The organism is Pseudoalteromonas atlantica (genome assembly GCA_007988745.1).
Classification (GTDB): domain Bacteria; phylum Pseudomonadota; class Gammaproteobacteria; order Enterobacterales; family Alteromonadaceae; genus Pseudoalteromonas; species Pseudoalteromonas atlantica.
Map to the genome: position 1 here is coordinate 34,875 of BJUT01000021.1, position 25,320 is coordinate 60,194.

A 25,320-nucleotide genomic window follows, 5' to 3' on the forward strand; every position below is an offset into this window, starting at 1 on the left:
TAGATGAATAAAAATAAAACAGTATGTTGGGGAATTGCCGGGCTTGGTAGCATTGCGCAGCGTTTTGCTTTCGATTTAAAAAATAATGTAAATAATGCCGAGTTATATGCTGTGTCATCGCGCTCTCAAGAAAGAGCAGATAAATTTGCCAATGAGTTCGCTTGTCAGGCTGCGTATGGTGATTATAAATCGCTTGCAGAAAATCCACACGTCGATGTTGTTTATGTGGCGACTATTCATCCATGCCACAAAGAGTTGGTAGCTTTATTTTTAGCCCATAATAAGCATGTTTTTGTAGAGAAGCCAGCCTTTACTAATGTCGAAGATTGGGATGAAATGCTCAATTTAGCAAAGAGTAAAAACCTTTTGCTTATTGAGGCAATGAAATCAGTTACTTTTCCTGCTTATCGTGAACTGCTTAAATTTATTAAAAGTCATAATCTGGCAATTACTCGTATTGAGGCTTCATTTGGTACTAAGAATGAGTTTAATAATACTAATCGTCTATTTGATCCAAAAAAGTGTGGAGGTGCCACATTAGACGTTGGGGTATATCCTCTATGGCTATATGTCGATATTTGTCGCCAGTTAAATATTCCTCTACAGAAACCCTTAGTAAATATTACGCGAGATAATCCAATATCAGCCGTTGATGAAATGGTCTCCTTTGTATTTAACACCAAGGTACAAGGTAATCTATCAGCTTCAATAACCAGAAACTTACCAAGTAAAGCTGTTTTATCAGGCCCAAATGTTGAGATTATCATCCATGAGAAATGGTGGAACCCGCAAATTATTGAGATCACACACTATGGAGCCAAACAAAAAATTGAAATTGATAGTACAGGGGAAAGCTTTGAGTTTGAGATAGAGCATATTTCAACGCTTATCTTAACGAACAAGTTAGAATCTGATGTGATACCTCATGCTAACAGTCGCGCAGTCATTGAGATAATGGAGCAAGCGTTGATAGCCAATGGTTATCAGCATTTGGTTACTGCTCAGAATGTTTGACGCTACTTAGCTTTGAGCGAAACGATAAATCAATATTATGAGATTCAGGTTTTATTGGCGGATGCTATAACCATGAGTAGTGATGGCGAATGAATTATATGGTGGGTTTAAATGTCTTCTCTTAAGCGCAGCGCCTCATAATCTCTTTGTGAATAATAACTTAAAGGGGTTTTATTGGCTTTAAAACTAAAAAAGCCACTTTGCAGCGGCTTTAATTCAGCATAAAATTTATTTCATTACTTGATATTGTGTTTAATCGCTTTGATTGCAGTGGCGCTATCTTGGGCTTTTAGGGCTTCAAGAATTGCACGGTGTTCGTTAACACACTCAGAACTTGAGGTAATACGTTTGTAATTTAAACGCATACGCATGACATACGGATACCAAATATTAACCAGCTCTTCACCACCGGCTTGGTAAATTAAATATTGGTGAAACGAGATATCGATTTTTGTGACTTCAGTGTAATCTTCACGTTCCAAGGCATCTTGTAACGAAGCTAAGATATCTTCTAAATCTGCAAAGTGTTGCTCATTTAAACTGCCGTTTAACTCGGTTACGGCATATTCTTCGATACTGCGGCGAAGTTTGATCATTAGCTTTTGCAGTTTAGGGTCGAGTACACTGTTTACTGATGCGCCACAGTTATTACGTGAAATCAATAAACCTTCTTTCGTTAATTGCAGTATAACATCGCGGATAGGGCCACGAGATAGGCCAAATCGTTCTGCTAATTCTTTTTCATTTAATTTAGTTTGTGGGGGCATCTCACCAGAAATAATATCTGAACGTAGCTGCTCAGCTATCTGATCTTTTACAGATAAAATTTTTGTTGGTTTAGTTGCGGCCATATTTTTTCCTACGTTTATTTTATGCTTTGTTTTTCTTTACTTAGTGTATATAAAAAAAAGCGAATGGTCTATTGTCAACACATTACAATAGACCACTATTTAAGCTTATTTTTTAAATCGACGCTCGTACATTTCGTTGTTTATAGTTTTTGCCGCTTCGACCATTTCAGTATAGGGGCGATCTGTGACTGTAATAAAGCCAACGTTATAGTTTTCTCCATCATAAGCTCGTCCTGTAATAGGTGAGTCTATGTATTGGAACCAGTGAGCACCAATAAAGTATGGGTTATCAATCACTGAACGCATGTAATCTTTGTACATTTTAGCACGGTCTTGTTGATTTGACGCATGGATAAGACCTGGGTGGAATAGGCCAGAATCTGATGCGCCTACATGGAACTCACCAATAATAGTTGGCTTGTCGAATTCGCTTAAGAATTCCCATTTTTTAGGTTTAATGCCTTCTTTGTATGCATTAAAGCTTATCACATCAACATGCTTTGCTGATGCTCTAACGACTTCAATGGGCATTCCCCAATCAGGAAAACGTGCGCCTAAGTACAAGTGATTAGGTAAGTATTTATCCATAGCTGCATCAACAACGCTAAAATATTTATCGGCGTAAGCGCTTAGCATAATTGAAAAGTCAGCCAGTTGGTCGCTGTTTTTAACATCCACTTTCACGCCTTTATCAAACTCTTGCCATGAGGCTAAATTTAAATGCCACACTTTATTGAGTTCGTTTATGTCAGTGTATTTTTGTTTCATTAAACGTGAGAATTCAGCTTTAGTTGGCACTGTGGCGGCGTCTCTGCCTAGGGTGTTGATCACGATACCATAATGGCTTTGCACTGAATCAGGGCGACCAAAGCTTTTTTCGTTATCAATAAACACGCCTACTGCCCAAGGAGAGTTTTTTACCTCTTTAGCCACATTTTCTACTGTAATATTGGCACGCTCTGTAAAATGCGGGTCGAATACGTCAGGCATTGCACCCCAAAAGTCATTACCGCTCGAAACGGTTTTAAAGTCGCCGATGATCCAGCCATTGGCAAAGTAGGGAACTTGCTGATTATCGTAGTAGCTTGGATCTGTCCAGTTACCTAGTGAAGTAAAGCCCCATGTGATCATGCGTTTTAAGGTTACTTCACGCCATTTTTGCATATAGTCGTTATTGTTTTGACCATATTTACGCTCAAGGTTGGCAGAATAAAAGCTGTAAGTTTCACCATGAGCGAGTGGACCAGAGTGAGCACTCTTACGGTAACCATAGTGTTTACCCATTGGCTCATCGTAACTGGGCAACCATTCAAACAGGTCTTTACGTACTTTTGATGCGACAAAGCGACTTGCTAGGGCTTCTTTATTCACTTGGTTTAAGCCTTTAGAATCTTCCGGTGTTAAACCTGATTCATTGGCACTTTTGAATAGGGATTGGTCAAAATCATAGCCAGTTAAGGTAGTGGAATTGGCAAGACGAATAATATCTAAACCCGTTGCCAAATAAAGGTAACCGTCTGGGTCAACCAGCGACCATTTACCCTTGTATTTTGCTGTTCTGAAGTAGCCTGTTCCTTCAAGTTTTGGCCCTTGTGCCCAACCGCCAAAGCGTGAGCGATCTGCTGGACGCTGTGATAGCAGCTGTTGCGCTTCTTGTTTTTTATCTGCTATTAACTCGGCTTCAGAGTCTACTTTGTAGGCAAAGTCTTGTTTTGCATTTTGACCAAATTTATCAACAATGTGGGTTAAAAATTCTGTATCGAATTCTGGATTGGTACGTAAATCGATTGATTTTATTTGTAAAGCTTTATCATGCAATGCGCTTTGTACACTCAAAGAAATTTTAGTGATCCCTTTAAGGTTTAAGTTCTTTTTGCCCCACATAGAGATAAACTGAGTTTCATCGGATTGCCATGTTGCAGGGTTAGAGCGTAAGCCTGAGGTAAAGTTAAGCTCTACATTTTCTTCTCCTTCAGGAGTAGCTAAATCATGACCATCAAGTTTGGCATAATAAGTATTAAAGCCGCCGATAGGTACATTCACTGTGCGGGTATAATTAGCACCATCAATATCTGAGATATCTAAGTAAATTTGTACTGAATGTTGGCCTGGGTTTGCAAGTTCAAAGGCAATATTGAAATCTTTGAATTGGCTCCAATCCCATGGGGTATCTGGGGTTAATGTGATACCTGAATAGAGGTTTTGCTCTGAATCAAATGCAACATTAATCACATCGGCATCATTGGTGACTCTTGCGCCGCTGGTTTTTATTTGTACGGCGGTGTTAGCAGTATGCTGGGCATCATCTAACAGCTGCAGTAGGGTTTTGCTGGTGTTTGTTGCTTGGGCTGCCACAGGCTCTGACACGCTGTTTGTCTGCTGATTACATCCTGTGAGAGCGAGTAGGAATGCAGTTACAGCTAGATTTTTTTTATGTTTCATTGTTGTCCAACCTTATTTAAGTATTTAACACACCATACACGAAAAACAACAAATTGAAAATTGTTAACAAAGTGCAATTTATTGTGTTGCCGTTATTCTATTATAATTTATTGATTTTAAATGATTTAAAAGTTTCAAAAAAATATAAGCACAAATCGAATTTGCTAGTTTTTTCAAAATATATGTTGCATACGAGTTAATTATGAAATAACCTCAAATGAATCGCTCATGGTTAATTGTTAACAATTTTAAGGGTGGCATACTTTGATTGTTAATTTCTCAATTAATACACACAATGATAACAACAAAATTGGATAAAGATGTATGAATGGTAGCAACCGTAATGTGTTCTTTTTCGCCTTGGTGGTCGCCTTTGGCGGTTTTATTTTTGGCTTAGATGCTGCTTTGATCTCAGGAACGGTTCGTTTTGTCTCTGCTGAGTTTAATTTAACTGATATACAAATAGGCACTGTGGTAAGCGCTCCTGGTTTTGGCGTGTTATTCGCTTTATTGATCACCGGGTACATATGTAACGTATTTGGTCGTAAAAATACACTGATTGGCATTGCATTCATTTATATATTTTCAGCTATTTCTTCGGTATTAGCGCAAAGTTACGAAGCGTTAGTGATTGCACGTTTTATTGGAGGGTTGGCATTTACGTCTTTATCAGTGGCTGCAATGTATATTGGCGAAGTAGCCCCAGCTAAGTATCGTGGCAAGCTGGTTTCTATGATCCAAATAAATATTGTTGTCGGTTTATCTGCAGCCTATTTCGCAAATTACTTACTCGTTGAACTTTCGCAAAGTAGTTATCAATGGGTCAGCACTTATGCAATGCAAGATAACTTATGGCGTTGGATGCTGGGTGTTGAAGTTATTCCTGCTGTTATTTGGTTTTTATTGTTATTTACCATTCCGCAAAGCCCTCGCTGGTTAGTAATGAAAGGCAACGAAACACGTGCAAAAGCAGTGTTATTACGCTTAACCAAATGTAGTACGCTGGCCGCTGAACAACTGCAGACTATAAAGTCGAGTTTAACCGACTACTCAGATAGCGGTAGCTATCTAGCTTCATTCAAACAGTTACTTGATAGTCGTGTTCGTGCCGCTGTGATTATTGCGTTAACAATAGCATTGGTACAGCAAGTCACTGGGATTAACGCCATTATGTTTTATGCGCCAACCGTGTTTGAGCAGTTGGGTGTGGGGACTGATGCGGCATTTTTAAATGCGGTGTTAATTGGTTTGGTTAGTATTGTGTTTACAGTGGTGGCTATTGTTTTGATTGATAAGCTTGGCCGTCGACCTTTAGTGATTGGCGGTTTAGCAACAGCAACGTTGAGCTTATTTATGTGTTATATCGGCTTTAGTCAGGCCGAGTATAGTCTATCAGCAGAGCATATTGCTGAATTTTCGAGCTTAAATACAGTGACTGGGTTAGAGCAATTAATTGGTCAGGTATATCACAGTGATGTTGAGTTTAAACGTGCTTTGGCCACGGTGTTCTCTGCAACCCAATTACAAGGTTTTGAAAGTGATTTAATTCAACGTGCGGCAACAATTAATGCTCCACTTATTTCACTCGGTATTGCAGGTTTTATTGCCGCGTTTCATTTTTCAATCGGGCCTATAATGTGGGTGATTTTTTCTGAAATATTTCCAACCCGTATCCGTGGTGTTGCAATTCCAACGTTTGCCTTTATTGCAAGTGTTGTCAGCTACTTAGTTCAGCAGTTTTTCCCTTGGCAATTAAATAACTTTGGTGCGGCGAATATCTTTTTGTTTTATAGCATTAGTGGCGTGATTGGTTTTGTCTTACTTTATAAAATTATGCCAGAGACGAAAAACAAGTCGATTGAAGAAATTGAAGAGCAATTAGCCGGTGTATCAGCTAAAAAAGTATTGGAGGGTGTGTGAGTACTTTATTAGCGATAGGCGAATGTATGGTGGAGCTGGTTCCTCAAGGGATCAGTGAATGCAAGCAATCGTTTGCCGGAGATACGTATAACGCTTTAGTTTACGCCAAGCGTTTTGCACAGCAGCTAAATTGTGAATTATTTACAGCGGTTGGTGAAGACGTATTAAGTGTCAACATGCTGAAAAAATGGCAACAAGAAGGCATTAGCGCTCAGCAAGTAATAAAAACGGCTACGCATAATGTGGGGATCTACGCGATTTCAACAGATCAACAAGGTGAGCGTGGTTTTGATTATTGGCGCAATCAATCTGCTGCTAAACATATGATGCAACTGTTTGCTGCCAAGCCATTTGATTTAGGTTTAGGCGCGAATGATTGGGTGTTTTTTAGTGGTATTAGTTTAGCCATTCTTGATGATGAATCTAAACAAGCATTGCTCGATTTATTAGCTAGTTTAAAACGACAAGGCTGCACCATTGCGTTTGACCCTAATTACCGTGCCCGTATGTGGCAATCAAAAGAGCATGCAATTGACTGGTTAGAGCGCGCATACCAAATCAGTGATCTCGTATTGCCTGGGCTTGATGACCACCACACCTTATTTGGCCACACGGATATTGGCGAAATAGTCCAGTATTGCCAACAATTTGCTGTTAATGAAGTGATAGTAAAAGCCGGTGATAAAGGCATGCAGGTGTTTTGCGAAAATAGCTTAACGGCACAGTGCTCATTTAATCCTGCGCCACAGCAAGTTGACAGCACCGCGGCAGGCGACTCTTTTGCCGGCACTTACTTAGCGGCCAGAATGACTCTTCATGAACCACAAACCGCATTACACATGGCTGATAAAGTTGCCTCACACGTTGTGCAACATCAAGGCGCCATTTTACCTTTTGAGGTTTACCAAGCGCTTAAATTAAACAGTGCAAAGTAAGGAATAGACATGTCTGATAATCAACAAAAATTAAGTTTAGCGAGCCGCCGAGCAATCGAAAGAGGCTATGACAGCCGAGGTCCTCAATGGTTAACAGAGTTTGATGTAACACCATTAAAAGGTGATTTTGCTTATCAAGAAGGGGTTATTCGCCGTGATCCGTCATCAGTTTTATATATAGATGGGCTTTACCATTGTTGGTACACCAAAGGCGAAGGCGAAACGTTAGGTTTTAATGCAAATGATCCCGAGGCAAAAGTATTTCCGTGGGATTTAACACAAGTGTGGCATGCCACATCGAAAGACAGTATTACGTGGCAAGAGCAAGGCGTTGCTATTGCACGTGGTAAAGCCGGTGAATATGATGATCGTGCCGTATTTACACCTGAAGTATTTGCTCATCTAGGTAAGTATTATTTGGTTTATCAAACAGTTGAAACACCTTATACCAACCGTCAATACGAGCATATTGCCATTGCTCAGGCCGATTCTCCTTTTGGCCCATGGTACAAGTCAGCTGCGCCAATCGTTAGCCCAAGTAAAGATGGTGTGTGGTCTGGGTATGAAGACAACCGCTTTGCCGTTAGTAAAAAAGGCAGTTTTGATAGCCATAAAGTACACGATCCATGTTTAGTGTTTTTCCAAAATAAATTTTACTTGTATTACAAAGGTGAAACGCAAGGAGAGGGGATGAACTTTGGCGGGCGTGAAATCAAACATGGTGTTGCAATTGCTGATGACGTAATGGGCCCGTATGTAAAATCAGAGTTTAACCCTATCTCTAACAGTGGTCATGAAGTGGTGGTATGGAACTTCAGAGGCGGAATTGCCAGCCTGTTGACAACCGACGGCCCTGAAAAAAATACCATTCAATTTGCAAAAGACGGTATTAACTTTGAAATAATGGCGCATATTAAAGGCGGGCCTGAAGCCATTGGTTTATACCGCCCAAGCAAAGGTTTTGATGAAAACCCTGCGCCAGGTCTTAGCTGGGGGCTGTGTCATAAATATGATGCTAGTTGGAATTGGAATTATATTTGCCGTTTTACACCGCGTAAGCAAGTGCTTGATGCCGGCACATTTCAAAATAGTAATTAAGGCTTTCAGTAATGAATAATCAAAACAGCCAATTTGACCCTACTGAACACCCACACCGCCGATTTAACCCTTTATTAGGGGAATCCGTATTGGTCTCACCGCATAGAGCTAAACGCCCTTGGCAGGGCCAAGAAGAGAGTGTCGATCATGAAATCAAACCTGCCTATGACGAAAACTGTTTTTTATGTAAAGGCAATACTCGGATCAATGGTGAAGTAAACCCTGATTATGAAGGGACGTTTGTTTTTACCAATGACTTTGCTGCACTACGTGAAGATGTACCTGGTGTTGCGTTTGATGATCCATTATTTAGTATGCAAACTGAGCGCGGTACTGCACGAGTAATCTGCTTTTCGCCGGATCATTCGAAAACCTTGCCTGAATTGTCTTTGGCTGAAATTACCAATGTGGTGGCAACGTGGCAGCAGCAATGTAAAGAGCTATCACAGACCTACCGCTGGGTACAAGTGTTTGAAAACAAAGGCGCTGTAATGGGTTGCTCTAATCCGCACCCGCATGGCCAAATTTGGGCGCAACACCAGCTACCTAGCTTAGTCGAGCGTAAGCAGGTTAACTTACAACAATACACCCATCAGCATGGGTCAAACTTATTGCTTGATTATGCCAAACGAGAAGTGGAATTACAGGAGCGCGTTGTCTGCATCAATGATGACTGGCTAGTGGTTGTGCCTTATTGGGCTGCGTGGCCATTTGAAACGCTTCTATTACCGCGCTTTGCGATAACCAGAATGACTGATTTAACAACAGTCCAGCAAGCGAGTTTAGCTGAGGTGATCAAACAAATCACAGTCAAATATGACAATTTGTTTCAATGTTCATTTGCTTATTCAATGGGTTGGCATGGTGCGCCATATGATGACCAAGATGACTCATGTTGGCAATTACACGGCCAGTTCTTCCCGCCACTGTTACGCTCTGCAACTGTTAAAAAGTTTATGGTGGGTTATGAAATGATGGCTGAAGCGCAGCGCGATATAACCCCAGAGCAAGCCGCAACTATATTAAAAAAACAATCACTCACTCATTATAAAGAGAACAAGAAATGAATGTTGAGCATAGCGTACGTTTAGCTTTTATTAATCACTATGGACGCGAAGCAGACTTTATAGTTAAAGCTCCTGGGCGTGTCAATTTAATTGGTGAACATACAGATTATAATGACGGGTTTGTATTACCTTGCGCTATTGAATACGCCACTTTTATTGCGGTGTCGGCGCGAGATGACGATAAAGTAAATGTACTTGCACTAGATTGTAATAATCAAACAGATTCGTTTTTTATTAATACTGAGCTTAATAGCCACAGCACTCAAACGTGGAGTAACTACGTGCGCGGTGTAGTAAATGAATTACAAAAAAGCGGCTATACACTAAGTGGTAGCGATATCTGTATCAGCGGTGATGTACCCCAGGGCGCAGGCCTTAGTTCTTCGGCCTCCCTTGAGGTGGGTATTACCTATGCGTTTAATCATTTATGTGATTTGTCTATTGAGCGAAAAGAGATAGCCAAAATTGCGCAAGCTGCAGAAAACAATTTTGTGGGATGCAACTGCGGGATAATGGATCAGCTTATTTCAGCATGTGGTAAGCGGGGGCAAGCACTGGGTATTGACTGCCGCTCACTTGATTTAATTGAAGTGGGTATTGACCCAAGCATGAGCATTTTGATGATTAACTCTAACGTTAAGCGTGGCTTGCTAGATAGCGAATACAACTTACGCCGCGAGCAGTGTTATGAAGGTGCTGAGGCCTTAGCTAAATCAAGCTTACGTGAGGTTAGTATTGAGGAGTTTGAGGCGCAAAAGCATACCTTAAAAGCAGATGTTGCAAAACGTGTTGAGCATATAGTGTATGAAAATGCGCGAACTCTAGAGGCAATGGACGCGTTTAGTAATAACGACACCACAGCATTAAGCAAACTGATGATGCAAAGCCATGAATCCATGCGTGATTTGTTCGAAATCACGACACCAGAAATTGATTTTCTTGTGGATATTATTGCAAATGTAATTAATACATATGGCGGCGTAAGAATGACGGGCGGTGGTTTTGGTGGGTGTGTGGTTGCATTTGTTCCTAAGGTTTTAGTAAAGGATGTAATTTACGCTATTGAATCGCAGTACGAGCAGCAAACTGGATTAAAAGAAACAATATACACAAGCGTACCTTCAACAGGTGTATCACTTATTAGTGCATAAGGAGAGCCAAATGGACAAAGTACTGGTAACAGGTGGGGCGGGCTATATTGGCAGCCACACTGTTTTAAGCTTATTAAGAGATGGTTTTGATGTAGTTGTAATAGATGATTTAAGTAACTCAAGTCGTGAAGCGCTTACTCGCGTAGAGGCCTTAGCAAAGCGCAAAGTAGAATTTATTCATGCTAGTTTACTCGATACTGACAAGTTATCTGCCACGTTTTGCGAGCACAAGTTTGATTCCGTTATTCACTTTGCTGGCTTAAAAGCGGTTGGCGAATCAATAAAAAAACCACTTGAATATTACTATACCAACTTGGTATCTACCTTAAACTTATGCCAGTGCATGCTTAAATATAACGTTAATAAGCTAGTTTTTAGCTCTTCAGCTACGGTTTATGGTCAAGGTGCTTCTGTCCCGTATACCGATGATTTACCGCTTGGGCGCGCGGCAAGCCCATATGGGCAAACCAAAGTAATGATCGAACAAATTTTGCAAGAAATCGTTGCCTCTAACACAGCTCTCCAAGTGGCAAGTTTGCGATATTTTAATCCTATAGGTGCAGATGTTAGCGGCCAAATAGGAGAAGACCCATTAGGCATTCCCAATAACTTAATGCCTTTTATTGCTCAGGTAGCTGTAGGTAAACTTGATAAACTCGCTATTTTTGGTGGTGATTATCCTACAGAAGATGGTACATGTGAACGTGACTATATACACGTTAGTGATTTAGCTAATGGTCATATTAAAGCTCTTAAGTGGCTTGGCGAGCAACACCACAGCTTATATGAAGCGTTTAACTTAGGCACTGGTATTCCTTATTCTGTGCTTGGCATAGTAAAAGCGTTTATTGAACATACCGGAGTTGATATAAACTTTGAGATCGGAAAGCGCCGCGATGGCGACTTAGCATCTTTTTGGGCTGACTCATCTAAAGCCCAGTCTGTTTTAGGCTGGCAATGCAAATATACTCTCGAAGATATGATGAAAGATACATGGCGTTGGCAAAGCAATAATCCTAATGGCTATTTAGGTGTATAACTCCCTTTTGTATAAACACTTTTTATACAACGCAGTTTAACTCACACGCAATAATACAGGTGATTAAATGAAGCGTAGAAGTTTTTTAAAACTCAGTGCCGGCTTAATTGGCTCAAGTATGTTAAATGGCTGTGCTGGGCTATTTGCCTCCTACAGAGGAGATTTAGTATCAACAGCACCTATAGATAACAACATGCTGAGTAAGCAAGTATGGTTAGGAGCGCATTTTTGGGGAAACAGACTTCAAGATTGGCAGCGCGAAGGGAATGAGCTCATATGTATACGAGAAGGTAAAAGCTTTGAAGCACGCACCGTCTCGTTATTAACTAGGCAGCTCAATAGCTCTTTACAAAGCGCTCGCCTAAAAACCACCGTACGTAATTTAACCCCGGGTGAAAATGGGTTCTGTGGATTTTTACTTGGCGTTGGAAAAGGGGAGTTAACCGCTAAAGGAGCTGCAGTGGTTCAGCGAGCGGGAGGAGTCAATGGCGGGATAATTGCAGCATTTGAAAGCAGTGGTAAGCTTTCGTTTCGTCGCTTTGATGATGAAAATAAACCACTTAAATTTGAGACAATTAATAGAGACCTGTTCACCTTAAAGCAGTATCAAGATGGAAAGAAAATAACGCTTGATTGCCATATAGATCCCATAGAAAGCGAGTATTTTGATATACGTTTAGTGGCTACTGATGCACAGAGTGGTCAAGAGCTTGGTTTTGCTTTACTTCACAAAGTACCAAGCGAGCAATTACAAGGCGGCATTTCTTTATTAAGCTCCTCTGAACCCCTAGGAGATGGCGCGCGTTGGGGTTTTAGTGAGATTCAAACTGGTGGAGCAAAAATAACTAAAAATATTTGTAATACATTAGGACCCGTTGTAGGTTGCATGTATACAGTAAATAAGGAGGTACTAAAGTTAACGTGCCAATTAATGCCGCTTGATACACAGGCTTTGCCATCCGTAAGCTTAGAATATAAAACGCAAGGTGATAAAAATTGGCGATTAGCTGCCAATGCAAAGATTGAAGATGGCTACGTAGCGCGCTTTAGAGTCACTGGCTGGGATTATTTGCACACTCACTCATACCGTATAGTTGACCCAAATAATGCGCGCGATAGTTTATACCACGGCACCGTGGCGAAGGACCCTCAAAATAGTAAAGAGTTTGCTATTGCACTGTATTCTTGCATTATACCTACATCGAAAAGCCTTGATAATACCTATTACACTAAGCTTATCGCCACAGAGCGAGAACTTGGACGCTACACTAAAGACAATATTTTATTTCCCCATACTGAACTGATAGAAAATACTGCTTATCATAATCCCGATATGTATGTCTTTTGTGGTGACCAATACTATGAAACTTACCCAACTCGGTATGGCCGCCACACACCTGATGCCAAGCTAGATACCCTATATAAATGGTATTTATGGTATTGGGCGTTTGCCGACAGCATAAAAGACAAACCAACCATCATCCTTGCTGATGACCACGACGTATTGCAAGGTAACTTGTGGGGAGATGGTGGTGAAAACTCAGATAAAGCAAAAGAAGAAGATGGTGGCTTTAAATGGGATAAAGATTTGATCAGAATGGTTTATCGCATTCAACATGGGCATAACCCGGATCCGTACGACCCTACACCAATTAAATATGGCATTCCAGTGGCTTACGCCACATTTGAATATGGTGGAATTAGTTTTGCCATTGTAGAGGATCGTAAATTTAAATCTCCACCGGATTATAAAGCAGACAAACTTGCAACAACGGGTGAACTATTAGGTCAACGCCAAGAGGAATTTTTAAAAGCTTGGCAAAGCATGCACCCAGGTAAACCTAAAATTTGTATTACGGCATCAATATGGGGGTCACCACAGACAGATGAAAAAGGGGAAGCTCTTATTGACTTTGATTCAAATGGTTACCCAGCGGATGGTAGAACCAGGGCAGTTAAGTTGGTCAGTGAAGCCAATGCGTTGGTTATTGCCGGTGATCAGCATTTAGGCTTGTTAGCTTATCAAGGCATTGAAGATTACGATGATGGTAGTTTATTTTTTGCCGGTCCTGCCAGTGCCGCATTTTGGCAGCGTTGGTTTGAGCCTAAACCAGCGCTCACAAATCAACGCAATAAGGATAGAAATACGGGAGAATTTATTGATACCTTTGGTAATAAAATGCGTGTATTAGCGGTGGCAAATCCAAAAATTAGCCACCTAGAGTTTGCTAAACAAAATAACAGCTGGGGCAAATTTTTGGCCGACCGAGAGCTCAAAAGTGAAGGCTATGGCATTATCAAGGTCAATCACAAGCAGCAACACTATCAATTAGAGTGTTGGGAGTGGCGCACCGACCCTGCAACGGGTAAACAATTTGCAGGTTGGCCTTATGTTAAAAAATTTAACAAATAATTTAACTGACTTTATAAATAACGTTGAATCCCTTTAATTTAGCGAAACCGTGATAAAGAGTGCGAAGCAAGCGTGAAAGCAGCTTCGCTTTTTTAGAATTAACTTTATATTGTTAACAAAATACAGTTGACAATGAGTTGCTGTTCATACTATGTTTACAAAATAACAATCTGACAACATAATAAATCCTTCAACAGGGAACACACACATGACGATAATAAAGAAGACATTTAAACTCAGCGCATTGACAGCAGCGCTATTTGCTTCGAATTTGATTTATGCACAACAACAAGAAGATGAAAAAACAAAAGCTGAAGATGATATTGAAATTATTGAAGTAAGTGGATTAGCTGCAAGTGTAAAAAATCAATTAATGATAAACGTTTTGCTGAAAACGTAGTTGATTCAATTAACGCTGAGGATATTGGTAAATCGACAGACCAAAACATTGCCGATGCACTCTCACGTGTAACGGGTGTGTCAGTACAGACAGTAGATGGTGAAGGCGCACGAGTGACTGTTCGTGGTGCTAACTCTCAGCAAAATAATATTAGTATGAATGGTGTACAGCTCGGCTCAACGGGCTATAGCCAAGGTGTCGATTTATCTCAGTACTCATCAGATATCTTATCAAAAATCGAAGTCGTAAAGACCCCAAGTGCAGATCATGAAGAAGGTGCATTAGGTGCGAATATTAATTTGACCACAACCAAGCCACTTGATTTAAATTATGAAATAAACACCATGACGCTTGAAGGTCGTTATAACGACTTATCAGAAGAAGATAACTATAAAGTCTCGGGCACATTTTCAAGAAAATTCTTTGACGATACTTTTGGTTTTGTTTTTACGGCTGTCAAAGAAACCAATGCGTATCGTAAAGATCAATACTCTGCAACACAGTGGTTTGCAACAGAGTCGCCTCTTGCAACAGATACCAACGGTAATATTGTCGAAAATGTTGTAGGTATAGCGCCTCAAACAACGCAATATGAATACCATGAAAGTGAAAGTAATAGAACTAATTTTAATATCGGATTGCAGTGGATAGCTTCAGAAAAAACGGAGTTTAATTTTAATGCGATTATCGGTAACCAAGATATAAAAAACTCAATGCATGGCATTAATACTCGCTCGAATCAGTATGGAAACTTAGTGGAAGGTGTTGATCCAGGCTTAGGTGGCACAGGTCCTGCTATATTCACAGATCCAGAAGCAGATTGGCGTACCATTGATTTAGAAACCAATACATTCACAAAATTTGTAAATCGTTTTGGAGATGGTGGCTTAGTACAATCTGAAGGTGATTTTGAAAACAAGAATCAAATATTCTCTTTAGATATGAAGCATAATTTTAGTGACTCCTTGACTATGGATGCGGGTGTTGGTTACTCAAAAACAGAGCAAATTCCAAATAACTCTGTGTATGTGGCATTACAAAATTTTGGCAATATTAATGCGTGGATAATAAATAACGTACCGCCAGAAGATATAGAGCCTGTGGGCTATGATTGTACCAGTAGCTCGGTATGTACTTTAGTTTCAGGTGAGGGTTTAATTGATTATGGCCCAAATGATAACTTTGGTGATCCTCTAAATGTGTGGGATAACTATAGTACAACCGGCTTTAACCCGGATGAGTTAAGAGCCCAGCATCTTTCATATATGAGCCGTACATTAAATGAAGTTGAAGATACACAAAAATCATTATTTATCGACTTTGACTACGTGCTTGATTCAGATAATTTTCGTTCGATTGAGTTTGGTGCTAAGTGGTCTAATCGTACTAAGTATGTCGATGCGCAAGTAGGTTCATTTAGTACGGTAGGTGAAGGGGTCGTAGTATTGAATCCTTACACTGGCAATCCTGCAGTACTGGGAAGCGGCTTGCGTGATATTACTGGGGAAATGATAACCGATGGTGGAGAATTCCCTGTTGATGACTTTATGGCGGGCCTTGGCTATGGCCGTGATAGCATTACAGATGGTTGGAATCAGTTTTCAGCATTTAAGGCATTTGAAGTTGCTCAAGGTAGTAGCGAAGTTGCATTTAATACAGATGATTCAAATACCCGTAATACAGAATTAGATAATTTAGCGCTCTATACAAAGCTAAACTTTGAGTTAATGGACGGCAAGATTACTGGTGATGTGGGTGTTCGCTATGTGAGAACTGAAGTTGAAGTACAAGGCGCTTCAGGTGTGCAATTTGCGTTTGACCCGTCAAATGCTGGTCGCTTAATGGACCCATTTAAATTAGCTGAGTTACGTGATACCAGCCTACCACTATGTGAAGCTACGCGTTTTTATGGTACTAACTATGATGAAGAAGCACGCTGGTCACGGGTTGATGGTTTAGGTTATGATACATTAGGTACAAATGACAAAACAGATGATGTTGTTATTGCTGACCAAGGTGCATGCCATGATCCAAATGCTATTCAAGGTAATCCGAATGAATCTGAATGGTGGTTATGGCGTCATTCTGATGTATCAACAGAGAAGAACTATGTGTATGGCGAACGCAAGTTTGATGAAAATGGTAATTTATTACCAACTGAGGACCGAAGCTTACGTTCTTTCAGTGTAACTGATGAGCACGAGTATGATGTATTTTTACCAAGCTTAAATGTTAATTACTTATACAGTGAAGACACTATTATTCGGTTCGCGGCATCAAAAACCATGGCACGCCCACAAATTGATTCGCTTCGCCCTGGCTTTAAAGTATCCGAAACCCAATGGGGCGGCGATAATCGTAATAACTCGATCACCCTGACTAACCCTAAGCTAGATCCCTTAGAGTCAATTAACCTCGATTTATCTTATGAGTGGTATTTTAATGACTCAGGTTTATTAGCGGCTACTTTATTTTATAAAGATATGACGAACTTTGAAGAGTCAGAAACTATCGTTACTTACATGGATGATTTACGTGATGTAGGTTTAACAGAAGGCGAAACCTATGATCCAAATGATCTCGTACTGATTGCTGGTCAAGATAGCTTAGAAGGGTGTATGCCTAAGCGCTTTCAAGGTAGCACAGATTATCAAGAAGATTGGATGTACTCAGGTGATTTAGAGCAAATGTGTGCCAAGTTTAATACAACACGTATTAAAAATGGTAAAGGTGCATCAATCAAAGGTCTTGAATTACAGTACATGCAAACATATGACTCACTCCCTGGGATTTGGTCTGGTTTAGGTCTACAGGCTAACTATACATATCAAGACAGTGAATATGAGCAAGAAGTGTCGTCAATTGACAGTAATATCAAAGCTCCATCACTTGCGGTGGCTTATACCCCTGAGCATAGCTACAACTTAACCGGCTTTTGGGAGAAAAACGGTCACCAGTTACGTTTATCGTATCAAGGTACAACTGATCAGTTAGTTCAACGCTCATGGGAGAATGGTTCGCTTTGGGAAGAAGGCCGTCAAACACTTGATTTCTCAGCTAGTTATAAAGTGAATGATAATATCAGTGTTTCTATTCAAGTCGCTAACCTAACAGATGAAGGCGTTAGACAATATTTCACTAGCCGTTTCTTACAAGCGGGTGGTGTAACCTTTGATGAAGGGAGCCCACTTGAAGGTGAAGCCACTAAATCACGTACGGTTTATCAATACCATACCGGACGTACATTTAGACTTAATACCCGTATTAATTTCTAACTATTTTGCCTAAGTACGTAGCCCGCAGTATTGCTGCGGGTTTTTTGGTTTAGTTATAAAAAATAGGGTTGTAATGTTTTATCAAATGAAATTAATGATGCGTGCGACAATAATGTCATTTATCTTTGTCGCGTCGATTAACGCGCAGATTGAGCAGCTGCAAGTTTACGGTAATTATTATCCCGTAAAAGCAAATCAAAAACCGAGTTCACTATTCGTACTCGAAAAGAGCCAAATAGACACTATCGCAGGGTTGTCGGCACTCGATATATTAACCTTGGTGCCAGGAATTCGAGTTGAAAAATCAGGTGTAAGCCAAGAAATTTTTTACGTGGTGCTGAAACAAACTTCGTTATTGTTCAGATAGATGGGGTGCAAATAAATAACCCATTGGACAGTCGTGGCGGCAGTTTTGATTTAGGTACGCTATCGAAAGACTTGATTCAACGTGTAGAAGTGATTAAAGGCGCACAATCGTCAATTTATGGTTCTGATGCCATTGCTGGTGTGATCAATTTTATTACCTATGATGCTGATGCCAGTAACACCTTGGTTTCGGCCGGTGCCTTTGATAATGGTTCACAAACCGCGACGGCGACAGTCGCGTTCGATAGCGCAGAAATAGGTGTAACGGCAATCAATAGTGACGACTCGACTACTGGTGATGAGCAAGAATCTATTGAACTGAATGCACACAGTGTCATTAGATATAATAACGACAGTGAGACTAAGTTGAGTGTTCGTTTCAGCGATTATCAACAAAAAGCGCTTGCAGACCAAAGTGGCGGCATTTTATATGCTCAAGACTCGATAAAAGATGACAAACAAGGCCAAGTATATTCAGGTAGTGTACGTCATAATCAAGTGCTTTCACAAAGTCATAAGTTAGCATTGCAGGCAGAAGTTTTCAGCTCGTCAGATAGTTTAAAATCACCAGGTATAGCACCTTATTTTTCAGCGCCACCAAGCTACTCTGAGAACGACTACTCGTACTACAAATTACGATTTTTAAATGGGTTGCAGTTTAACCATGCTCTGGTCACTGTGGGTATTGATTTTAAATCAGAATCGGGTGAAACCAACGGCAGTACGCAAATGCATACCTTTACTGATATGGGACAAATGGTTGTGTTTGATCTGCCTAGCGAATATGACATAGATAGAGAAAACCTCGCAGGCTTTGTAGATGCCAAGTGGCAAGTGGATAGATTAACGGTTTTCTCAGGTATTAGATACGACAACACCAAAGATTTTGGTAATCAAACGACATGGAAATTAGGCGCAAATTATGAATTCAATGAGCAAGTGTTTGCCAATTTTAACTGTGTTAGCAAGTGCATTTGACGATAAAAAATTCAATGGATTTGGACGCCATGAGCTTGTGCTGATGACGGTCAAGTATCATCAAGGTCGAGTGTTTCACACGACGTTAGGGCATGGCATTGAAGTATTCGAAGATGAGCACTTTATAAATGTTATGCGCCGTGGGGTGGAATGGGCAGCGACAGGCAAGGTAAAAGATTAAGCCAATGCATTGATTATGAAATCCAAATTAAAATATTTGATGATATTTACCTTGTTGCATTAACAAAGGCTCAGCGTAATTTTTATTTGCTTAATAGAGACTTAACTATTATCAATAATCGACATCATTGCTTTGAAGGTACTTCAAATTTAAGTTGGAAAAAGTGATAACCCTTATGGGATAAAACAGCTGTTAAATATTATAAAACCCCAAAATTGGGGCTTTTTATCAGTATTTTATATTACCTATATCGATTAAACGGTCTGCGGGTTGATTACGCAATACTTGTTTGCTGCCATCACGCCAAATGACATTAATCGCCTTGATGTTAGCATCACTCCCTAAGCCAAAATGGGTAATGTTCATTAAACTTTGTGAGTGGTTTGCACTGTGCGAACCGACAACTTGATATTGGGTCGTTTGGGCCGTTTTTATTTCAACCTTAGCCCCCATTGCATCAATCCCTGATGGCGAATATCCGATACGCACTAAGCTGTAATGGTTATTAAGCATCGCTGAGGTGTTTTTATACAAGTGCCAACGACCGTTGTCGTCATCGCCACTGAGCAGATCAAGCTTACCGTCATGGTTGTAATCAAATGCTGCGCCCATATCGCCATGAGAATCTTGATTTAACTCGCTGGTGGCTGAATTTAATAGCTGGCTAGTAAATTGGTTATTGCCTTGGTTAATAAGCATCACATCGGCCACGCGTTGTTTTAAATGGCCAAATCGATACACCACGAAATCAATTAAAGTGTCATTATTAAAATCACCCGGCACCACGCCCCAGTTATTATCAATAGTTTGTTTTGGTAATTGCGCTGATATATCCGTAAGTTGACCTTTATCGTTACGTAGTAAAATATCACTTAATGCCAGATCTTGTGGTGTCCAATCTGTGTTATAGCTAGTGACATTTTTGAACGAAGCGCGCACATCCCATGCTAAATTATCCGCTAAATACCATTCTACCCGCCATTTGTTGTTACCTAAATGACCAATATACCAGCCTGTTTTATTGATATTTTTTGCAAATCCTTGGGCTTGATCTGCAGCGATGCTTTGATCTGAAACTGGCGTATTGATGGGTACCTGTTCGGCACCTAAAAAGACTGGCATAGCTTTCATTTTTTTGCCCCGAGGAAAATGATAAAAATCACTTAGAATCAAATCCCCCTGTGTTGTTAGGCTCAAGCCATCATGACTTTTATTGCCTTCGTCTCGTAAGTCTAAACGCTTTAGTTGGTCATTGTATGAAATACTATTATTGGCGATGGTGTAATGTAATTTGCCCCTAGCAAGGTAGTAGTCCATATCTCCATCATTATCGATATCGGCATGGGCGAGAGTTAAAGTACCCGTTGTATCGAGTGATTGTGGCAACACCTTAGCTGTGACATCGGTAAAACTAAAATCATTGTTGCCTTGTAAAATTACTAACGGGCTGTAACCATTAAAGCCGAAAATATCAGGAATGTTATCGTTATTAAAATCAGTGATCAGCACGCGCTCGCTATTTAAATTTTCAAAGACGGGGGAAGGGTGATAATCGAATTTACCATTGCCGTTATTTTCAAATAAAATGTTACGGGGGCTTTGCTCTGTCACCATTTTTTCAGCGTTAACTTGCATAAAGTCCAAGTCGCCATCGTTATCTAGATCAATCCACCGAACAGAACGTCCTCGCGCTCCCATTTCTGATAAGCCAGCTTGCGCTGTAACATCAGTAAATTGACCTTGGTTGTTTTGTAATAACCGCTGTGGTTGCGGGCTAAGGCCATTACCGCCGCCTAATGATAATAAAATGTCATTATCGCCATCATTATCGTAATCGCCACTGGCCATGCCGTGTAAGTCAACTCGTGAGTAAATATCAGCTTGCTTGGTAAAACTAAAATCACTATTTGATAAGAATAACTGAACAGGCGTAGAGTCATGATTAGTTAGTAATAAATCATAGAGGCCATCGTTATTTAAATCAGATAAGGATGGGCCGCCGTACTTCCAATTTTTATCAGTTGTTAATCCCACTTCGACAGAGACATCATCGAACATTATTTTAGGTTTAGCTTGCATGCTGGTATCTTGATTACTGCAAGCTGTGATGCAAAGTGCAATGGAGATAGCACTGAGTTTAAATACTGTATTGCTCATAGAAAATACTCCTTATAAGGTGTTGGTGTAGGCGTAGCCAAAGTAAACTCATAAATGTAGCTTTCTAAGTTTTCAACAATATTAGCTAAGTTATCGACCGTTTGTAGGTTACTTTGGATAGTACTTGCTACAGATTGAGCATCAGTGTTGATTAAGGTTATTTGCTCATTGATGAAATTAGACACCGATGTTTGTTCTTCTGTGGCTGTGGCAATTTGCAGGGCCATGTCGATCAGCTCTTTAAGTACATTTCAATGGTGCGCTGTTGTATGGCTGACACATTTTTAACAACCTCTGGCCAATAAATGCCAGCGATATTTAGCGGTTTATTGATTGTTTGATAGATGTTTTCACGGGTTTGTAGCGTCACTTCTTCAGACTTTAAATAGCTCACGTTTTGCGTCATTTGAGTAAACGCAGATTGTGCATTTGCAGTGGCAAAATTATAAAATAGGCCATTATAAGTTTGCACTGCGGTCGCACTTCTGAAAATTTCTCCGTATGTGTATACATCTAATTGTGTATTGCTTGCAGTATTTATAAAGCTATCGTGAAATGAGCGTTCGACACTACTGGTGATGACCACAATTTCACTCAATGTCATTAATAGTTTGCGGATGAGATTGTTAATTTCATACATCGTTTCAACTTCTCGACCAAATTGCGCTATGTATGCTTTACTTAGGTGATTTTTTTCATCAGCTACTTGTCTGACTATTTGCAGATCGCTTAATTGTTTATCGATTATTTCTACGTGGTTATTCAAGGTCGGAAATTGCTTAACTGGCTGCTGGTTCTCAGTAATGAATTGTCTAAACTGATTAGTATTTGTTAGCGCGTTTTGTCGATAAGCGAGCCTCTGCTGCTGCGCCAAAGAAGATCGTACTTTTTCAACTGATATAAGCCCTGTAGTTAGTAATGGAATAAGCACTAGCATTAAAATTCGTGTCTTTATTTTATAGTTATTTAGGAATGACATAACAAGTTAAGTTTAATGTTAATTGTCAACAATTTACTTAGGTTACATTTTTTTGTGATCAAATAGCAACCATTAATTAGTGCAATAATAAGGCAAAGCATAAAGTTGGGTGCTCAGCGTTTAGTTAAATGTTTTATCTTGGTGCGTGAGTAAATAGCAAACGTTTTAAATATAAGGGACTAAATCAATGTTGAACCGTGTGTTATTGCGGGTGAAATAGGGTCTTCAAAACATGTAATCTTACATTTGAATGAAGTTTATATAATTTCTTAATGTTTTTATGAAAACAAATGCTGATATTTTTAACGAAAACATATATCTTTTGTTTACTGTTAACAATATTCAATGTGTGAGATTGAAAATTATGAATAAAAATATATCTCGTCGCTCAGTTCTCAAAATGTTTGCTGCTGGGGTTGTTGCAACTGGCGTCTCTGGTTGTACTCGTCATTTAGGTGCTATGACTTCAACCTTTACTCGCGGTAACAAGGCTCACCGTGATAACTGGTATAAAACGTATAATAGAGTTTGGCTTGGCAAACAGTATTGGGCTAATCCGATGGAAGATTGGCGTGTGAATAACGGTGCGGCTGAATGTATAACTCGTGGGGGGAATCGCAGTGTTCATTCTCTAACACATCAAATAACGAATATTGATCAAGCTTTTTCCATGTCAGTGGAGGTTACGCGTTTAGAGCAAAATAATAACGATGGAGGCGCGGGTATTCGTCTTGGCGCTAAAAGTGAGCTCAATGAATACCGCAGTAACTGTTTTGTTCAACAGGGATACGACCTCGGTATCAAAAATAACGATTTAGTGTTGGGTAACAACACTGTGCCTTTAAAAATTCCGTTAGAGAATCAATCCGTTACTTTAACACTTTCTGGGACTCCTCAATCAGGTGCTATGGCGTTAGAGCTAACGGCTCGTTTAACATCAACTGAAAATATAATCGGTACGGTTACCCATTTGGTACCTGCATCAGAGCTATTAGGTAATGTCGCGCTAGTGAGTAATTTCTCAATTCAATCTGTTACTTATGAAAATGTGCCAGAAGATAAATTAGGCGCACGTTATAAATTTAGCCACTGGGCTATGCAAGGTGAAGCGTTCTCTGTTACTAATGAACAGACATTTGGCCCTATTCTTTGGACTATGTATTCGTTGAGCGATACATTAAGTCATGAAGGTTTTGTGATGAAATTGAGTGCTTACACAGGACCAATAGGTGAGCAAGACAATCAACAATTAGAGCTGCAAGTACAACGTGACAATCAATGGATTGCTATCGACTCACAGCGTATTGACCATGATGGCTGGTTGGCGACTTTTCGTATTGCCAATTGGGATGAGAAACAAGATACGCCTTTTCGAGTTGTATATCATGAGAAATTCAGCGATGGTACACACACACCAGATATATATTCAGGGATTATAAAAGCAAACCCAAGCAATAATACGCTACGAATGGCTGCATTGACCTGTCAAAATGATTATGGCTTTCCGTACCAACCTGTTGCGCAAAATGTCGAAAAATTAAACCCCGATTTAGTGTTTTTCTCTGGCGATCAAATTTATGAAAGCCATGGGGGCTTTGGTGTTATTCGTACGCCGGATGATTTGGCAATTTTAAACTATTTACGCAAATTTTATCAATTTGGTTGGTCTTTTAAAGAAGTCATGCGTAATCAACCGACAATTTGTTTACCTGATGATCACGATGTACTGCAAGGGAATTTGTGGGGTGAGGGGGGCGCAAAAATGCAAAATATTGCAAAAGACCCTTCAGCAAGTGTTTTAGGCGGTTACATAGATTCTGCGCGGGTGGTTAATATGGTACATAAAACAACGCTTAACCATCACCCAGATCCTTATGACTCTACACCAACGAATGGCATTATTTCTTATTATGGGGCGATGCTATACGGCGGTGTTGGTTTTGCCATTCTTGCCGATAGGCAATGGAAAAGTGGCCCGGAGCGTATTAATGTTTCGGTAGGAGAAACAGGGCAAGACGAAGATCCGCTTTATTATAACCCGTTATTCAATCCTCCTGGTTTGGATCTGCTAGGAAATCGCCAAGAGAATTTTCTTAAAGCGTGGGGTAATGACTGGCGCGGGCATAAATTAAAGGCGGTATTAAGCCAAACCGTATTCGCTGCTATTTCTACTCATCAGCCTTTGCCAGATCGTTTCTTAAAATATGATTTTGACTCAAGTGGTTGGCCTGCCTCTGCGCGTAACCGTGCAATTGATGCAATGCGTGACTCTATGGCGTTACATATTTGTGGCGATACCCATTTAGGTTCTTTATCGCAATATGGTGTAAATCAACAAAGAGATAGTAATTGGGCTTTTTGTACGCCTGCCATTTCAGCAGGTTGGCCAAGGTGGTGGAAACCTGACTCGATGAATATGCCTTACCAAAACCGCCCTGCACACGGACTTGCCGAAACAGGCGAATATAATGACACCTTTGGCAACAAGATTTATGTCTATGCAGTTGGTAATCCAGAGGTTGGAAAATCAAATAACCGCTATGTGAAAGCGCATGAAAAAGGCAGTGGTTTTGGTTTTATTACGTTTGATTGTGACAATCTCACTTACACAATGGATGCCTATCGATTTTTAGTCGATGTTAACGATGGTAAAGCAAGTAATCAGTTCCCGGGCTGGCCTGTAACCATTCATCAGCAAGAGAACAAAGGTAACAACCTGTTAAGTTAATTCAGGTTAAAATTACTCGTGTACTTTTTAAAACGGCGGTTGATATATTCTATCGCCGTTTTTATTGACGCAATTTTAAGTAAAAAATAATGCCTTAGCTCTTTCAATAATGCGGTTCTGAATTCGGCGCGGGGCATAAAGATTAGGAAGCGCGTTAACCAACTGAGCTGCATTCGTACATATAGGGATTCTTAAATGTAATTTATTCAAAGAAGTCAGAATAAATTTGGTACGACTGAGTGGATTCGAACCAGCGATTTCGGCGTGGGCATAGAGAGTAGGTAGCGCTGTAACCAACTGAGCTACATTCGTACAAATAGTATCTT

Annotated in this window: 20 protein-coding genes; 14 read left to right on the forward strand and 6 right to left on the reverse strand. The window is 40.1% G+C overall.

Translation table 11 applies throughout. From position 1 onward, the window contains the following. Nucleotides 1-3 precede the first annotated feature (3 nt). Nucleotides 4-1,014 (forward strand): Gfo/Idh/MocA family protein, encoded by a 1,011-nt coding sequence (locus tag PAT01_RS10595; RefSeq protein ID WP_154945441.1) that lies wholly within the window; start codon nucleotides 4-6, stop codon nucleotides 1,012-1,014. A gap of 236 nt (nucleotides 1,015-1,250) precedes the next feature. Here PAT01_RS10595 and PAT01_RS10600 read toward each other — a convergent pair whose 3' ends face one another. Both PAT01_RS10600 and PAT01_RS10605 read right to left on the reverse strand, forming a co-directional pair. Next, complete coding sequence (locus PAT01_RS10600) at nucleotides 1,251-1,865, reverse strand: GntR family transcriptional regulator (protein ID WP_096041592.1); 615 nt, start codon at nucleotides 1,863-1,865, stop codon at nucleotides 1,251-1,253. 105 nt (nucleotides 1,866-1,970) lie between these two features. Further along, the gene (locus PAT01_RS10605; RefSeq protein WP_154945442.1) at nucleotides 1,971-4,307 is read right to left on the reverse strand and encodes a beta-galactosidase; all 2,337 of its coding nucleotides are present in this window, start codon (nucleotides 4,305-4,307) and stop codon (nucleotides 1,971-1,973) included. Between the two features lie 324 nt (nucleotides 4,308-4,631). On the opposite strand from PAT01_RS10605, the gene PAT01_RS10610 reads away from it, so the two are divergent. The 12 genes from PAT01_RS10610 (at nucleotide 4,632) to PAT01_RS20370 (ending at nucleotide 19,130) form a co-directional block, all read left to right on the forward strand. Then, nucleotides 4,632-6,227 carry an MFS transporter gene (locus tag PAT01_RS10610; RefSeq protein ID WP_138576766.1) on the forward strand — a complete coding sequence of 532 codons (1,596 nt, stop codon included), beginning with the start codon at nucleotides 4,632-4,634 and terminating at the stop codon, nucleotides 6,225-6,227. Further along, on the forward strand, nucleotides 6,224-7,162 hold the full coding sequence (locus tag PAT01_RS10615) for a sugar kinase (protein WP_138576764.1): 939 nt from the start codon (nucleotides 6,224-6,226) through the stop codon (nucleotides 7,160-7,162). The genes PAT01_RS10610 and PAT01_RS10615 overlap by 4 nt, the downstream gene beginning before the upstream one ends. Nucleotides 7,163-7,171: 9 nt before the next feature. Further along, complete coding sequence (locus tag PAT01_RS10620) at nucleotides 7,172-8,260, forward strand: glycoside hydrolase family 117 protein (RefSeq protein WP_138576762.1); 1,089 nt, start codon at nucleotides 7,172-7,174, stop codon at nucleotides 8,258-8,260. 11 nt (nucleotides 8,261-8,271) lie between these two features. Next, the gene (locus tag PAT01_RS10625) at nucleotides 8,272-9,327 is read left to right on the forward strand and encodes a UDP-glucose--hexose-1-phosphate uridylyltransferase (protein WP_138576760.1); all 1,056 of its coding nucleotides are present in this window, start codon (nucleotides 8,272-8,274) and stop codon (nucleotides 9,325-9,327) included. Beyond that, entirely contained in the window at nucleotides 9,324-10,478 is a 1,155-nt protein-coding gene (gene galK / locus PAT01_RS10630) for a galactokinase (RefSeq protein WP_154945443.1), read from the forward strand. Before PAT01_RS10625 ends, galK begins: the two co-directional genes overlap by 4 nt. Before the next feature lie 10 nt (nucleotides 10,479-10,488). Further along, on the forward strand, nucleotides 10,489-11,517 hold the full coding sequence (gene galE, locus PAT01_RS10635) for a UDP-glucose 4-epimerase GalE (protein WP_154945444.1): 1,029 nt from the start codon (nucleotides 10,489-10,491) through the stop codon (nucleotides 11,515-11,517). Nucleotides 11,518-11,584: 67 nt separating this feature from the next. Then, nucleotides 11,585-13,930 carry an alkaline phosphatase D family protein gene (locus tag PAT01_RS10640; protein WP_154945445.1) on the forward strand — a complete coding sequence of 782 codons (2,346 nt, stop codon included), beginning with the start codon at nucleotides 11,585-11,587 and terminating at the stop codon, nucleotides 13,928-13,930. 208 nt (nucleotides 13,931-14,138) lie between these two features. Then, entirely contained in the window at nucleotides 14,139-14,330 is a 192-nt protein-coding gene (locus PAT01_RS20235) for a hypothetical protein (protein WP_318299746.1), read from the forward strand. Between the two features lie 8 nt (nucleotides 14,331-14,338). After that, the gene (locus PAT01_RS10645) at nucleotides 14,339-17,605 is read left to right on the forward strand and encodes a TonB-dependent receptor (protein ID WP_318299748.1); all 3,267 of its coding nucleotides are present in this window, start codon (nucleotides 14,339-14,341) and stop codon (nucleotides 17,603-17,605) included. 112 nt (nucleotides 17,606-17,717) lie between these two features. Further along, nucleotides 17,718-17,972 carry a hypothetical protein gene (locus tag PAT01_RS10650; protein WP_154945446.1) on the forward strand — a complete coding sequence of 85 codons (255 nt, stop codon included), beginning with the start codon at nucleotides 17,718-17,720 and terminating at the stop codon, nucleotides 17,970-17,972. Nucleotides 17,973-17,977: 5 nt separating this feature from the next. Next, entirely contained in the window at nucleotides 17,978-18,949 is a 972-nt protein-coding gene (locus PAT01_RS10655; protein ID WP_154945447.1) for a TonB-dependent receptor plug domain-containing protein, read from the forward strand. Next, nucleotides 18,903-19,130: a ThuA domain-containing protein gene (locus PAT01_RS20370; RefSeq protein WP_404821038.1), complete on the forward strand. Its 228-nt coding sequence runs from the start codon at nucleotides 18,903-18,905 to the stop codon at nucleotides 19,128-19,130. Before PAT01_RS10655 ends, PAT01_RS20370 begins: the two co-directional genes overlap by 47 nt. A gap of 228 nt (nucleotides 19,131-19,358) precedes the next feature. On the opposite strand, the gene PAT01_RS10665 is transcribed toward PAT01_RS20370, so the two are convergent. From PAT01_RS10665 to PAT01_RS10675, 3 genes are read right to left on the reverse strand one after another with little or no spacing between them, the layout of a single operon-like run. After that, the gene (locus tag PAT01_RS10665; protein ID WP_154945448.1) at nucleotides 19,359-21,287 is read right to left on the reverse strand and encodes a CRTAC1 family protein; all 1,929 of its coding nucleotides are present in this window, start codon (nucleotides 21,285-21,287) and stop codon (nucleotides 19,359-19,361) included. Then, the gene (locus PAT01_RS10670; RefSeq protein WP_154945449.1) at nucleotides 21,284-21,514 is read right to left on the reverse strand and encodes a hypothetical protein; all 231 of its coding nucleotides are present in this window, start codon (nucleotides 21,512-21,514) and stop codon (nucleotides 21,284-21,286) included. Before PAT01_RS10670 ends, PAT01_RS10665 begins: the two co-directional genes overlap by 4 nt. Nucleotides 21,515-21,519: 5 nt before the next feature. After that, nucleotides 21,520-22,224 (reverse strand): hypothetical protein, encoded by a 705-nt coding sequence (locus PAT01_RS10675; RefSeq protein ID WP_154945450.1) that lies wholly within the window; start codon nucleotides 22,222-22,224, stop codon nucleotides 21,520-21,522. Nucleotides 22,225-22,630: 406 nt separating this feature from the next. Here PAT01_RS10675 and PAT01_RS10680 point away from each other — a divergent pair, with 406 nt between their 5' ends. Next, entirely contained in the window at nucleotides 22,631-24,994 is a 2,364-nt protein-coding gene (locus PAT01_RS10680; RefSeq protein WP_154945451.1) for an alkaline phosphatase D family protein, read from the forward strand. A gap of 75 nt (nucleotides 24,995-25,069) precedes the next feature. Here the strand turns inward: PAT01_RS10680 and PAT01_RS20240 are convergent. Beyond that, a partial coding sequence (locus PAT01_RS20240; RefSeq protein ID WP_318299747.1) for a hypothetical protein occupies nucleotides 25,070-25,320 on the reverse strand: 251 nt, incomplete at its 5' end.